This is a genomic window from Telmatocola sphagniphila (assembly GCF_018398935.1).
Taxonomy (GTDB): Bacteria; Planctomycetota; Planctomycetia; order Gemmatales; family Gemmataceae; genus Telmatocola; species Telmatocola sphagniphila.
Map to the genome: position 1 here is coordinate 2,773,499 of NZ_CP074694.1, position 14,877 is coordinate 2,788,375.

Consider the following 14,877-nt stretch of genomic DNA (forward strand, 5'->3'; position numbering starts at 1 on the left):
TCAAGCTCGCGGATGGGCCTTTTGATAACTTTCCTGCACTTTTTGCTTCGACAGGTGCGTATAAATCTGGGTCGTCATCAGGCGCTTGTGTCCCAGAAGTTCCTGCACGCTGCGAATTTCCGCTCCGGCATTCAGCAAATGTGTGGCGAAAGTATGCCGGAGCGAGTGCGGGCTGAGATTCGCATCCAGCCCGGCGCGGTTCACATATTTTCCGACAATCCGCCCGACGCTACGGACCGTCAATCGGGTTCCTAATTTGTTCAGGAATACCGCATCGCTTTTCTTTTTCGTCTGGGCTAACAGTTGGTCGCGCTCGACGAGCCAGGCTCTCAGGGCTTCCACGGAGGGCGCTCCCAAAAGCGCGTAGCGTTCGCGCTTGCCTTTCCCCCGAACCGTGACGATCCCTTCTTCCAGCTTCAGGTCATTGAGACTGAGGCCCACCAGTTCGCTGACGCGTACTCCCGCCGAGTAGAATACCTCGAGAATCGCGCGATCCCGGTTGGGAAACCGGTCGTTCTCCTCGGGCTGAACCAGTAGAGAATCCACCTCCTGATCGCTCAGAAAGCCGGGTAATTTTTTATCTACTTTGGGGCTTCGCAGCCCGAGCGTCGGATTTGTCTGAATCACGCCGTTTCGGCACAGATACCTGAAAAAAGATCGCACGGCCGCAATTCGTCGAGCCGCCGTGGATTTCGAGTATCCTTTTTCGTGGAGCCAGGCGACGTAACGACGCAGTAACCGGGGAGAGACCGCTTCGATCGCGTAGTCCGTCGAACCCAGAATTTCCTGCCAGCACTCGTGGGCCTGGGTCAGATCTTCCCGATAAGATTTGACCGTGTGGGTAGAGGAATTTCTTTCCAGCGACAAGTGTCGCAGAAAATCCGCCAGCAATTTATCCATGGTGTCGATCTCAAGAAGAACGCATAAGGGCCGATACTCGGCACTTCCCTCGGTTGAAGATCTCAAGAGCGACGCGATACGTCACCGTTCAGACTTCAACCGGAGAGATTCTTAATCCCGCACACCAACTTCGCGGATCGTTGAAGGCGTTTGAGCCTGCAAACGAGCCCGCTCGGTTAGAACGGCCGCATCGAACCAGGTTAAGCTGACATCCGGGTCGGCCGCCTGATTGCGAATGCTGTCTATCAACTTCTCTCGACTGTCTTCGTCGTAAACGAAAACGAAGCGTTCCTTGCCTTTGATGAGAGCCAGTACACTGATTTCCTGTCGCACGGAAAGCCTCATCAGCGGAGTCAATGGAGATGATCCTTCACACATCCCAAACATCGGCTCTATCTGGGAATTCGCTGCGATTTCTTTGAGCAAAATCGCGGATCGGGAATGTGAAGTTCAATCCCAACCGGCAAGATCGATGCAGCTTTACAGAAATTGCTCTTCCGCTACGCGGATTGGCGTGGTAAAAATTGCAAATTATCATTCCGTAACCGGCAGGATGCCAACCGTGAAAACCGCGATCTTAATCCCCGCGCGTTTCGCCTCCACCCGACTCCCCGCGAAAGCCTTACTCCGGGAAACGGGCAAATACCTCATCGAACACGTTTATGAACAGGCTAGCCAGACCACCTGCGCCAGCGATGTGATTGTCGCTACCGATGACGAGCGGATCCTCCGGGCGGTTGCTTCCTTCGGAGGTCGGGTTGTACTGACGGCAACGAATCATCAATCTGGAACAGATCGCATCGCCGAGGTGGCTCAGTCGCTCGACTCCGACATCCTCATTAACGTCCAGGGGGATGAACCGACTATCGATCCCAAAGCTATCGACTTGCTGGATTCTCTGATGCGTACACACCCGGAAGCGGAAATGGCCACGCTGGCCGTCCCCTTTGATCGACAGGAAAACTGGCAAAGCCCGAACATGGTGAAGGTGGTTACCGATGCCTGGGGGCGGGCTATCTACTTCAGCCGCAGTCCGATCCCCTACTGCCGGGATGGAACGCCCGATTTTTCCTCGGGAAAATACTTACAGCATTTGGGAATTTATGCCTACCGCCGCGAGTCGCTGTTAAAACTGGCCAGCCTTCCGCCCCATCCTCTCGAAGATATCGAAAAGCTGGAACAACTTCGGGCAATAGCTCAAGGCTGGGCGATTCAAGTAGGTGTCGTGGCGCATGCCGGCCGAGGTATCGACACCCCGGAGGATTATGCCCTGTTCGTAAACAGCTATCGGCAGCAGATTCTGCAGTCGCGACGCGCTGCCTGAGCGAATGCGGAACTTTGCGTAGAAGTTATAAATTTATTCCGCATGGGAGCGGGCAAACAGCTTCCGAATCGAAGAGAACAAGGTCCGGTTGGCAGGAAGTTCGTTGCAAGGCTTTTCCTGAGGCGGTTTAGAGTTCGCCAACTTCGGAGACAACGGCCTCGTTTCCGCTCGCGGGAGACTAACGCCGAGCGATCGCCAGTGAGCCGCCGGCAGGTGCGGGTAGACGAACGAAACCACATCCATCGCCGAATTGAACCGGGCATTCGGATCGACGGCCCCCAGCTTACCAATCAACTTATCGATGAACGGCGGCAATTCTGGTCGGACCTTCGAGGGTGCAGGGATGTCACTCGTCTGGCGAGCTGCCATGGATTGAAGCGCGAGACCGGGGAAGGCCGCTTGTCCGGTCAAAGCGGAGTAGAGTGTCGAGCCCAGGCTATAAAGGTCGCTTCGGGCATCCATGTCGACCATGGCCGTCTGCTCTGGCGGGATATGAGCAATTTCCAGAGCGTACTCTTCCAGATTGATGCGTTTGGTATTCTGCTGCCAGGGGTCATCCAGCAGGTTCGTCAGGCCCAGATCGAGCAATTTGGTTCGGTGGTTGGGATAGATGGCGATATTCTGAGGCTTAATGTCGCGATGCAATAACCCGACCGCATGAGCCTGAGCCAGACCTAAAGCCACCTGCCCGGCAATTTCCACGGATTGATTGACGGAGAGAGTTCCTTCCCGAATCAGGAGATCATCCAGCGTGGGAGCTTCCACCAGTTCGGAAACCACATAGTAGGTCCCGGAAAGCATTCCCAGATCGAGAATCTGTGCGATCGAGGAATGGTGTATACCCGCCGCTGTTTTAACTTCGTTTAGGAAAGTTGTAAATGCTTCCGATTCACTGACGCGATTACTGGGAATGACTTTAACGCTGACTTTCTGATGGGAATCGATTTCTTCGGCGAGAAAGACAATGCCGACCCGATCCTGTCGGATTCCTTCCAGAATTTTGTACCGCCCCAGCAGGAAGCCGCCGCTTCGTCCGTTCAGAAGTTGCATGGCCTGATATTTGGTGAGCAATTTCAACCGAACCAGATGCGTGGCCAGATGAAGTGGTTCAAGTGTCAGAAGTTGCTTGAACGAAAAATTGGCGAATGCCCTGCCAAGTATTGGCAGAGGGATCAAGCCGCTGCGTTGCAGCGCATTCAGAAAAGCGGTTTCCGGCAGTCGAATGGTGGGCTGGTGCGGTTCCAAGGCATTTCTCCCGTTCGATAATCCCCCGTCGGGGATCGACGAATGCATATGTAGTCGCAGAAATTCAAGGCGCAGGAATCCCGGATGGGACTCTCGTTCGGGCTGTCACCCGAGTCAAAACGGTTAAAATGCGGCTACCTTTCGGAGCCGCATCTGGCATCGTATTTAGGAACATCCCTTGTCGCCGCGGCGACAACGGGGATTTTTTTTCAAAGCGGAAGGAAGCCGATTCGCAATCGCATCCCTCCAGGGCTTATTTCGAGATTTCAAATTCGGCCAAGTAGACACTGCCGGTAACATCGGTATCGAGTGAATGGAATTCGAAATATCCTTCCGAATTCGGATCCAGCCGGATCGTTCGTTCGATAGTCTGCCACTGGCCACCGGTTCCCTGCATGTGCTCCGCACCGTAGATTCCATAGGCGTGCTTTATTTCCGGAGCCGTTGGCTTGAACTTAAACTGCACGGCTTTCTGCAAAGTCGAATTGGTCAAATACGTAATCTTGACTCGCAACAATCCATCGGCAGGCACTTTGAGGTAAGGGCTCAGCAGCATCGACGTGCCATAGGGCATTTCGCCCACCTTCACGTTTTTGGTTCCAATCGCCATCTTCCCGGCGATCACCTCCGCGCTGTAAGTCGCGTCCGAAGTCGGGTCATAGGTGTGACCTCGCCATCCGGTTGGCCACTCGCCTTCTCCGGAGCGGGTACGTTGAACGAAGTGTCGATCTTCCAGGGGATCTTCCACGGGCTCGCAATTTCCAATCAGCTCGAAAGCCTTCTGCTTGGACAGATCGAGAGTGTACATAGAAATACCGCTGGATTTTAGTGCCGGCGGATTTTCCGGATTCGATTGAGGCCGCGGTTGATTTTGTCGTACTCCCTCGGGCGGCTGCGATTTTGGAAATGACTGAGCGCCCCGGTTGTTGTTCGGTTCCGTCGCATTCGCCACGGTACTGGACGATCCGGAACCAAAGAACTGCGTGATCAGGAGCGTCAGCACGACTGTGGCCGCGATCCCCCCCGCGACACTGAGCACATTTTTGTTACGGTAGAACGGCTTGACTTCATCTGGCTTATTCTTGGAGAATCCCTTGACAGGAAGCTTCTTTGATCCCGTATTTCTATTCAGTAGCTTGGCGGTGGTTGATTTGATGGAATCCGAGTCGATATCACCCTTCGAAAGGCCTGCGACCACTCGGGCCGCCCCGGCATCCGGCAACCATTCGGCCAGAGCCTCGATAACTTCCGCGGGTGTTTGAAAGCGATCTTCCGGCTTCTTGGCGATCATTTTGTCGACGATCGCCGAGAGCGCGGGTGGAATGGTTTTATCGATATCGCTCAAAGACGAAGGCTGCTTAATCTGATGTTGGAACATCTTCTGAGTCGTGTTTCCCTTAAACAACGGCTTGCCGGTGACCAGAGTATAGAGCGTCACACCCAGGCTGTAGATGTCCGCACGAATGTCGATATTCGGACTACTCATCAATTGCTCGGGGGACATGAAATCGACCGTCCCCATCAGTGCGCCCTGATCCATGAGCGAAGTGAGCTTATCGCCCGGTTCGCTGGTACAGCGGGCTAAGCCCATATCCAGGATCTTGATAATCCCTTCCCGGGTCACCATCAGATTGGAAGGCTTGATATCGCGATGAATGAAGCCTTTTTCGTAGGCATGCTGCAAACCGGCGGCGGCCTGCGAAATGTAATCGACGCTGCGGGAGAGTCCCATGGCCCCGCCGTGCTCCAACAGGGCCTCGAGTGTACTACCGTCGACGTATTCCATCACGATGAAGTGGGTCTGTCCCTGCAGACCCACATCGTGGAGGCGAACGATATTGGGATGATCCAGGGCAGCCGTCGCCCGGGCTTCGCGGAGGAACCGTTCGATGTTGATTTGTTCGTTGGCCTTCTCGTTGAGCAAAACTTTAATTGCGACTTTTCGTCCCAGATCCCGATGCTCGGCCAGATAAACAATTCCCATGCCCCCTTTGCCGAGAGGGCGCTGAATCACGTAGGATTTCAGGGTGAAACCGCGAGTTTTGCCTCCCAGCAACTGATTCGCCTGGTACTGGGTGATCAATCCATCCTTCACCAACTTGGCGGCACACTCCAACTTGTCAGTCGGAAGGTCCGATTCGTCCTCGTACATTTCGCGAAACTTGTTTTCGTTCAAGACGCCGCTTTTGCGGACGATGAACAAGAACGGATTGGAAGCAGCAGTTTCGGGAGAGACCATGTTTCTGTGCACCAAAATTAAGAAGGTGTTTATTTATGCAATTATTTAGAACAATTTTTAAGATGCTGTCTCAAAAAACAGATTGAATTTAAAATAATTGCAGTTGAAATTTATTTCACTAATGTGCCGGATGTCGATCAATTCGCCCTCTATTTTCGCAAGATCGGAAAATTTATTTGCGCAGGGCTATAAATCTCATCCTTGCAGCGAATAACTTTTTTATCTCCCTGGGAGGGGGTTCCCGGGAGATTCGCAAAGCCTCCTTCCACTTCCTACTGAGCGAATCTGCCCTAGGATAAGGACATTACCACCGCAAATTATCCTGTTTTTTCGAGAGGCCGATATGTTACTCCGCTTGATTGTCGTACTAATAGGATTCGCCTCCTGGGGACAAGCTCAGCAACCGCTAGCCCCAGTTGCGACGAAAAAACCTCACGTTTTCGAACTGCACGGGGATAAGATCTCCGACGATTATTTCTGGCTCAAGGAAAAGAAGGATCCGGAGGTCATCAAATATCTGGAGGCTGAGAACGCCTACACCAAACAACTGACGAAAGATAACGAGAAACTCGAAAACCAGCTGTATAAGGACATGCTGTCCCACATCAAACAGACCGATCTCGGCGTACCCTACGAGGATCATGGTTACTGGTACTACAGTCGGACTCAGGAAGGTAAGCAGTATCCGATCAACTGCCGCAAGAAGGGAACTCAGGAAGCCCCGGAACAGGTAATTCTCGACATCAATGAGCTGGCTCAGGGCAAAAAGTTCATGAACGTCGGCGGCATGCAGGTCTGCGACAGCGGAAACTACCTGGCTTTTCTCACCGATACAACCGGTTTCCGCGAGTATTTTCTATCGATCAAGGATCTGGAATCGGGCAAACTTTTGGAAGATCACACCATTCAGGTGTCTGGTTTGGAATGGGCGGCCGACAACAGAACCCTTTTCTACGTGACGGAAGATGCCGCCAAGCGACCTTCGAAACTCTGGCGGCATACGGTAGGTCAGCCCAAATCAGCCGATCAACTGATCTACGAAGAGAAGGATGAGCTTTTCCGTGTCGGGATCGGCCGATCACACGATCGCAAATATCTCTATCGACTGTCCAGAAGTTCCACGACGACGGAACAAGCCTACCTGCCCTCCGACGATCTGAGCCAGCCCTGGAAGATCATTCTGCCGCGAAGTGAAGGACATGAATACACGGCAGACCATCGCAATGGCCTGTTCTATATCGTCACCAACTCCGGCGGGGCGACCAACTTCAAGATCTCGACGGTTCCGGTCGGACAGAAAGATGCCGAATACCCCCTGTCCGCCTGGAAGAATTTCCTGACTTACAATCCGGCGGTGAACATCACCCGAATCTTGCTGCTGAAGAACTTTCTGGTAATTTCCGAGAGGGAGAAAGGCATCCCTCATCTTCGAGTCTATTCCTTCCATGCCGAGCAAGCCTATCGGATTTCCTTTCCCGAGCCGGTTTATTCGGCCTCGCTCGGAATGAATGCGGAATTCGATACGGATGCCATTCAGTTGAACTACACGAGTCTGGTTACACCTGCATCAATCTACTCCTTCGATTTGACGACCCAGAAGCGAACCCTCCTGAAACAAATGGAGGTACCGGGTTACAAGAGTTCGGAGTATGTGAGCGAGCGAATCGAAGCGACTTCGCACGACGGCACCAAAGTGCCGATTTCCCTGGTCTACAAGAAGGGTGTGAAGCGGGATGGCTCGGCTCCCTGCCTGCTCTACGGCTATGGCTCCTATGGCGCGACTATTCCCGTCGGCTTCAGCCCTGCCCGATTGGCGATGCTGGATCGTGGCGTCATCTATGCCGAGGCTCATATTCGCGGCGGCAGCGATCTGGGCAGACAGTGGTACCTCGACGGCAAAATGCTCAACAAAAAGAATACCTTCCTCGACTTCATCGCTTGTGCCGATCATCTCGTTAAGGAAAAGTACTGTTCTCGAGATCGGTTGGCGATTCAAGGAGGTTCGGCGGGTGGGCTTCTCGTGGGAGCAACCATCAACATCCGGCCAGACCTCTGCAAGGTGGCCGTGCTGCAGGTTCCTTTCGTGGATGTGATTAACACCATGCTCGACGAGTCGCTGCCGCTGACGATTCAGGAGTTTCTGGAATGGGGCAATCCCAAGAAATCCGAAGAATACGAGTACATGAAGAGTTACTGCCCCTACACCAATCTGGGCAAAAAGTCTTATCCCTCGATCATCGTGACGACCTCCTTAAACGATAGCCAGGTGCTCTTCCATGAGCCGACCAAGTATGTGGCGAAACTGCGCACTTTGAAAACAGACAGCAACCCTCTCATTTTCAAATGCAACATGAATGCCGGGCACGGCGGAGCTTCCGGACGTTACGAAGCTTTGAAGGAAAAGGCTTTCATTGACGCGTTTGTTCTGAAGCAATTGGGAATTAACGACTAATTGTCAGAGCGAGTCTGGAAGTTGCTGCAAAGAACTGATTCCAGGGTAAGAGAACGCAGCAGCTTCCGATCGCATTAAGTTCGTGAGTTAGCGACAGAATCCTAGAATTGTGCTTGAGTTACTCGACTTAAATAGCTAAGCTCAAGGAATTCCAAAGTGAAACTCTTCTTTCTTTGCTCCTGCGTGCCTTCAAAATGAGCACGCCACTGAATGACTGTAGACAAAAATGTTCGTCTTTCTCGTTGTGAATATTGGATTTTAAATCAGCTTGCCCATCTTTGCTTTGAGCCCTTCTGGTTTGATGATCGACATGCCGGTGGTGCGTTAAACACGCAATCACATGGATTAGATAATTCCCAACTGGCCGCTACCCTACACTACCATTACTCGAAAGATTGGATTCGCTTTGAAACATTTGATGAGCAGCCACTTCACTTCTCGCTGGAAGATATTGTTGCTGCCATTGAACCCAAGGAAAATCAGGTTCGATCTTTCGCTTGCATCACGGAACTCGGCGGTGCGATTTGGGAATCCTTTGCTAAGCCAAATTGGGGCACCTACTTACAGCACCACGGTTCGGTGAATTCTGATGACGAGACCGAAGAGATTGAAATTCTTGCTACTGATCGCCGAAAGATCGATTCTTACTTGTTGTTGCTCGATCAATACTTTGAAAATGGTCAATTCTGGTGTGTTGACCGTTCCACACTCCGAGAGGAATTGCTTTCCCCATTCAACGTGACGTATTGGAAACAACTCCCCCAAGGGTATCGCCTAACGTTCCGAATGATACGAAGAGAATCTGACGCCGTTTCCGATTACGAAAAGGCACTTTCTCGATCCTATGACTTGTCTGATCTTTGCGAATTCCGCCGCTGGTATGCCTGGGATTAAGTCAGCTAAGCCTTAGCCCGATTTCGCCAGAATCTGAATCTCCTAATTCTCCCTAAAAGCAGATAATTGAATCACTTAGGATATGCGATTCTCATAAATCAATTTTTGTAGCGCCAATTGATCTTGCCCCTTTTTCGCCCCCTCGGTTACACTTGGCGATAATTGGAATTGCGTTCGCAAAGGATTGCGGTCGATGGACAGAGTTTCGCTACCGATGGAGCCCAAACGCTCGGGATGGATCCCCTGGGCCCTGGGTCTGTTTTGTTTACTCCTCACGGCTCTGAGTGCCCGTCCTTACGCCGGGGGCTGGAACGATGGGAGTAGACTGGCTGCCGTCGAATCGCTGGTGGATCGTCAGACTCTGACAATCGACGAATCGGTGTTTTGCCATCCCTCGGCGGAATCCATTGCCGCGGATCGTGCCCCGTATCCCAGCAATAATCCCGATTTGCTGAAAAATGGAACCAGCGATAAACTGTTCATCAACGGGCACTATTACTCCGACAAACCGGCGGTCATCTCCCTCTTGATGGCTGGGATTTACCAGACGGCCCTGTTTTTGGGATTACCCAGCGCCGCCGAAAGACCCGATCTTTTCTGCTATGAGATCACCTGGGGCTCGGCGGGTCTGGCTTATCTGGTGGCCGTGCTGTCGATCTATCAAATTGGCCTGTTTTTGCGGCTTCCGGGTAAGTTACTGGCCGCCTGGGTGGGGAGTTTCGCCCTGGCGACTTTTGCTCTGGCCTACACACGCCATACCAACAACCACATTCTGCAACTCGGTTCCCTGGCTCTGATTTGCCTTCAAATGCTTCACATCAGCCGAAATGCGGCGAGTTCGCAAATTTCCCGGGGCCGGTTAGTACTTTTGGGAAGTCTTGCCGGGCTTAGTTTCAATCTCGATCTTGGTGCCGGTCCGCTGCTGGTTGCCGCGCTATTCTTCTATTCAGCTTATACCTTCCGCACCTGGAAGCCTGTTGCCGTGTATACCCTGGCCGCCTTACCGTGGGTGATTGCGGGACTGGGAATCAATTACTCTATCGGCGGAGTTATCAAGCCAATCAACATGGTGCCGGAATATTCCTCCTGGCCCGGCTGCCCGTTCACACCGGAAAATATGACCGGTTTTTCGAGACATTCACCCATCAAACTGACTGTGTACGCTCTGGCGTTACTCTTCGGCAAGCATGGCTTTCTGGTTCACAACATTCCGTTACTTTTGAGTCTGCCCGCGGCCTTCTTCGTTCTGCGAAAATCGAGTCCACTTCGTCCGGTATTGCTCACCAGCCTGGGTTGGTGCGCGGCCACGTGGCTACTCTACTCCGCCCTCTCGAACAACTACGGAGGCGGTTCCTGTTCGATTCGCTGGTTTGCCCCATTCCTCGCACCAGGATATCTGCTGCTGGGAATTTATCTGAAGGACTACCCGCGTTACTTCGCCGATTTTCTGACCCTGAGTTTCTGGGGCACTCTGTTCGGAGCAATCATGTGGACGGTCGGCCCCTGGTCCTTAAAGATGATCCCCCTGCTTTGGCCGACCGTCGGCTGTGCCCTGGTAAGTTGGGGAATTTGCAGGTATCGCCTCAGCCGTACGGAGAAACGTGAAGAACTCGTCCCCCGGGATTCCTTGCCCGTTTCCCGCGCCGCTTAAGACACCACCGACTAGCCATTGAGGTCGAGGATTTCGAATGAACGTCGCACGAATGAGATTGATCGACCGTTGGTTGGGTACCCCGGTTTGTCTTTTACTCACGATTTGGAGAACGATCTGGGGTCGAAAATTCCCAGCGCAGGATCAGAAACCTCGAAGCATTTTGTTCATCAAACTCGCCGAGCAAGGATCGACTGTTTTAGCGCAGAGAGCTTTGCGCTCGGCGGTAGAACGGGTGGGGCGGGAGAAGGTCTATTTTCTGCTCTTTGCCGAGAATCGGCCGATTCTCGATCTGCTCGATCTGATTCCTCGACAGAACGTGATTGAAATTCGAGCCAAGGGATTACTTCGAACAATTATCGGCGCCTGCAGCGCCCTCTACCGAATGCATCGTCTCGGAATTGAAGCGGTGATCGACCTGGAGTTTTTTGCTCGCTCCTCGGCCAGTTTGAGTTACCTCAGCGGCGCGCGCTGGCGGGTCGGTTACCACGCCTTTGGGGGCGAGGGGTCTTATCGCGGCAACCTGATGACCCATCGCTTATCCTTCAACCCGTACTTGCATACCAGCCAGACATTTCAGATCATGGTCGATGCACTCGACCATCCCGCTGAACAATTTCCCATGTTCGATCTGGTCCCTTCCACAAGCGAATCGACTGGTTTTCAGTTGAAATTCGATAGTTCCGAAACGGCGGTGGTTCAGGCCCTCCTCGAAAAAGAACTAGGCAGATCTGCCCGAAAAATCATTCTCCTGAATGCCAACGCCAGCGATCTGATGCCGTTACGACGGTGGCCGAGTGACCGTTACATCGAACTGGCCAATCTCTTGCTAAGCCAGTATCCCGATTGTGCAATCGGATTTACCGGAGCTCCGAGCGAAGCCAGCGCTGTGGACGAACTCGTTCGAAAAGTGAACAGCCCACGGTGTTTCAACACCGCCGGGAAAACCAACCTTCGCCAGTTATTGATTCTCTACAGTCTGTCGGAAATTCTGGTGACCAACGATAGTGGCCCGGCCCACTTCGCGACATTAACGAATGTCGAGGTCGTTGTATTGTTTGGCCCGGAAACTCCGAAGTTATTTGCCGCTCTGTCGCCGCGCACTCATCCCCTCTGGGCCGGGCTGGCCTGCAGTCCCTGCATCAATGCCTTCAATGACCGGAACTCTTCCTGCCGCGATAACGTTTGCATGAAGAAAATCAGTGTGGATCAGGTGTTTGAACAGGTGGCCGAGCTGTACGAGAAGCGACAACAGCAATTCGGTCGAGGAAATCGGCTCGCGGCGTGACGCGATCAACGGCCAGCAGTTTCTCGCTGGTGAACACTTCCAAAAAAAAAAGCTCACCCGATCCGGATGAGCTTTAAGTGCTTGAGTTATTCGATCAGTCGTTTATCTGCATCGAGGCATTGAGAATCTTGGCGATGCGATCGTGACACTCTTCCAGATGCGCCAGGGTCGTTTCATCCGCATCGGCAGGTTTGTCTTTGAGGGCCGCTTCGATTCGCTTGTTGATCTCCTTCAGATGCGCGAAGGCGAGGCTCTTCGCATCCGGAGGCAGACTGCCCCCGCCGCTAAAGAAGAACATAATTCCAAAGCCACCCGATTTCTCCCCTAAAACTATCTCCGATAGCTTCTTGAGATGTTCGCGCTGCAGATTTCGACGAATCGCAGAGGAGGCCGTCGCTTTCTTATCTCCCTTGGGCAGATCGGACCAGACGCCATCCGTGATGGTTCGGAAGACTTCCGAAATCTGCAACGGCTTGCCGTCTTTTTCCGACTTCAGCGAGTTATTCTGGATTCGTTCCAGAGCCGAGACACTCAGCAATTGGTTCATGGCCATCCGCTGGATGCTGAGGACCCGGTTATGCACTGAGAAATCTGTGGAGTCGGTATCCGCGCCCCAATGGCTCCAGCGATCGACGGCCAGTTTCCGTAACAGATCGGGAGGATACTGGAAAGTCTTATCCGTGAAGATATTTTCCTGCAGGAACTTCAGAGCTTCGCGCTGTTTGGTGGTATTCACTGGAACCAGTGGATCTCGGCCTTTCGGATCGCCGCGGTGATCCCGATAAGCGTGCTCGCCGCCCACATACTTAGCGATGAGATACGACGAGTTTCCGTACTGGTTCAGTAACAAGTTGAAAGCGACCCGCGTTCGCTGGTAACCTTCCCCCTCATCCACAACCTGATTTGCCAGGTTCTTTAACAGTTCCTGGGCGATCAGCATGCGATCCTGGGAAAACTTCATGACATCGTTGCCCATGTCCCAGCGATTGATCAGCGGGTCGGAGGTGAGGAAGGTATCTTCATCCGTGCCGTAATCCAGACCGGCTTCAGATGCGCCACGACTCGCGATTTTCTTCAACTCCGTCACTTCTCCATCGGTACCCCCGGTCAGAGGCTTGTAAGCATACTCGATCGCCCAGAAGTCGTAGGGCCCCAGAGTCGTGGTGAAATAATCGCCCTGCTTGACGCCTTTGGGAGCAAGATTTACCGGAGCGTAATCCATCACCGAACCGAGAAGACCTTTTTCGTGGGTAATCTTGGTATCGTGCAGTTGATCGTTCGCCAGCATTGTGCTGCCTTTGAAGTTATGCCGTAGTCCCAGCGTATGGCCGACCTCGTGCATGACAATGGCCTTGATGGCCTGATGGATCAATTCATCCAGAATCTTGTCCTTATTCGCGTCGGCCTTCTCCTTATCGGATTTCTCCTTGTCCTTATCCTTCGGTTTATCCTTATCGCCGGGAGCTTTTTCCTTGGGTTGCGGTAGGAGTTCACGCTGGATCTGAGCCAGCGCGGCCATACCGAGTTCGTACTTCATGTGGCTGCCGCACTGGCAGACCCCCTGCTGAATCGCTCGCAATCGGTTGAGGGATTGCGATTCGCTCATTCGCTTGGGGCTCTCGTTCCAGTCGCCATTGATGCTGCGACGATTGAGTAGTTGATGATTCAGGCCAAACCCCATGTCCATGGCCAGGATGGAACTGGGGGATTCGAATTCGATGCCGTTCTGCCGGAAGATCTGCCGTTCCTGTTTCCAGAAGCGAATCAAGTCGGCATCGAAAATGATGTCGGCATCCAGAATTTCACCGGTAAGAGGGTTCGCGCGGGACGGTCCCATGGCGAAAGCCGAGTCACTGGTGATCCAGCGGAAGGTGTTGTAGTTCATGTCTTCCGGATCGAAGTCTTCATCGTCGCGTTGCTGTACGACTTCGATTGCGTTACGGAAGCCAATTTTTTCGAAAGCTTTGTTCCACTCGAGAATTCCTTCCTGCACCGCCGCGCGATATTCATGTGGAACAGTCTTTTCGATGTAGAACTTGATGCTGCGTTTGGGAACCGAAAGTTTACCGTTCTTCACATCGATCTGATCGGCCGGCTCCAGGCGCCAGCGATTGACGTAGCGTACGAAAGCGGTGTCCTTGCTCGTGCTGCTGAAGTCTTTGACGGCTGTGACGAAATAGCCGACGCGATCATCGGCCACACGAGGCTGATAGCCGCCGTCGGGAAGTTCGGCCAGACCGTAATGAATCACGACGGTTTGTCCACGGCTGTCGATATTACTGTCGCCACCGCCGAATCGGCCGGAACTGTAAGTTGCTTGGACTTCCAACTCGATGTTTCGCGGGAAGACTTTAATTTTGCCCCAGACACTACGGCTGGAATCGAAAGCACCGAGGTTCAATTCGGCGAAGTCGGTCATGAAAATGTCATTCAGATTGATCAGCAACCCCTGATTCATCTGATTGATTGCGGCAATGCGGAGCGACATTAAAACCGAATCGGTATAAGTGATGTCCACGGCCCGTGCGGTCGGCGTCCCCGCTCGAGCCTTGAAGTGCACATTGCGTCGAATCAGATGCACTTTCTCGCCAGCCCGCTTAAAAAGCAGTACCCATTGTTCATCGAAGTTCAGAGTCATGCCACCCATCCCGGCGCCTTTGGCTACCGCGATGGGGCAAAGGATCGGTTTCCCCAAATGCTGGGGCTGCAACTCGAGGTAAGCGGCGTCTTCCTTCTGATAGACTTTAAATAGCCCTTCCTGCACTTTGGCGCCACGTGAGATGTTGGCAAATTCCAGGATGCGAGGATCCGGTCGGCGGAAACCTTCGTTCATCTGGACTCCCTCAAAGGGATTATCCGGCACTTGCGCCTGCGCTAAACTGGG

Annotated in this window: 10 protein-coding genes; 5 read left to right on the plus strand and 5 right to left on the minus strand. The window is 52.9% G+C overall.

The features are described from left to right. Positions 1–900 carry a tyrosine recombinase XerC gene (xerC, locus tag KIH39_RS10970; protein WP_213499368.1) on the minus strand — a complete coding sequence of 300 codons (900 nt, stop codon included), beginning with the start codon at positions 898–900 and terminating at the stop codon, positions 1–3. A gap of 111 nt (positions 901–1,011) precedes the next feature. Further along, positions 1,012–1,233, minus strand: a complete 222-nt coding sequence (locus KIH39_RS10975; protein WP_213499369.1) for a hypothetical protein — start codon at positions 1,231–1,233, stop codon at positions 1,012–1,014. Positions 1,234–1,453: 220 nt separating this feature from the next. On the opposite strand from KIH39_RS10975, the gene kdsB reads away from it, so the two are divergent. Further along, the gene (gene kdsB, locus KIH39_RS10980; RefSeq protein ID WP_246539650.1) at positions 1,454–2,224 is read left to right on the plus strand and encodes a 3-deoxy-manno-octulosonate cytidylyltransferase; all 771 of its coding nucleotides are present in this window, start codon (positions 1,454–1,456) and stop codon (positions 2,222–2,224) included. A gap of 33 nt (positions 2,225–2,257) precedes the next feature. On the opposite strand, the gene KIH39_RS10985 is transcribed toward kdsB, so the two are convergent. After that, positions 2,258–3,469, minus strand: coding sequence for a serine/threonine protein kinase (locus KIH39_RS10985; protein ID WP_213499371.1), 1,212 nt, complete (start codon positions 3,467–3,469; stop codon positions 2,258–2,260). A gap of 253 nt (positions 3,470–3,722) precedes the next feature. Then, positions 3,723–5,708 carry a serine/threonine protein kinase gene (locus KIH39_RS10990; RefSeq protein WP_213499372.1) on the minus strand — a complete coding sequence of 662 codons (1,986 nt, stop codon included), beginning with the start codon at positions 5,706–5,708 and terminating at the stop codon, positions 3,723–3,725. A gap of 343 nt (positions 5,709–6,051) precedes the next feature. Between KIH39_RS10990 and KIH39_RS10995 the strand changes: the two genes are divergently transcribed. From KIH39_RS10995 to KIH39_RS11010, 4 genes are all read left to right on the plus strand, one after another. Then, positions 6,052–8,160: a S9 family peptidase gene (locus KIH39_RS10995; RefSeq protein ID WP_213499373.1), complete on the plus strand. Its 2,109-nt coding sequence runs from the start codon at positions 6,052–6,054 to the stop codon at positions 8,158–8,160. A gap of 210 nt (positions 8,161–8,370) precedes the next feature. After that, positions 8,371–9,054 (plus strand): hypothetical protein, encoded by a 684-nt coding sequence (locus KIH39_RS11000; protein ID WP_213499374.1) that lies wholly within the window; start codon positions 8,371–8,373, stop codon positions 9,052–9,054. 193 nt (positions 9,055–9,247) lie between these two features. Beyond that, on the plus strand, positions 9,248–10,705 hold the full coding sequence (locus KIH39_RS11005) for a hypothetical protein (protein ID WP_213499375.1): 1,458 nt from the start codon (positions 9,248–9,250) through the stop codon (positions 10,703–10,705). A 37-nt stretch (positions 10,706–10,742) separates the two neighbouring features. After that, positions 10,743–11,993 (plus strand): glycosyltransferase family 9 protein, encoded by a 1,251-nt coding sequence (locus KIH39_RS11010; protein ID WP_213499376.1) that lies wholly within the window; start codon positions 10,743–10,745, stop codon positions 11,991–11,993. 94 nt (positions 11,994–12,087) lie between these two features. On the opposite strand, the gene KIH39_RS11015 is transcribed toward KIH39_RS11010, so the two are convergent. Continuing rightward, positions 12,088–14,826: a zinc-dependent metalloprotease gene (locus tag KIH39_RS11015; protein WP_213499377.1), complete on the minus strand. Its 2,739-nt coding sequence runs from the start codon at positions 14,824–14,826 to the stop codon at positions 12,088–12,090. Positions 14,827–14,877: the final 51 nt, after the last annotated feature.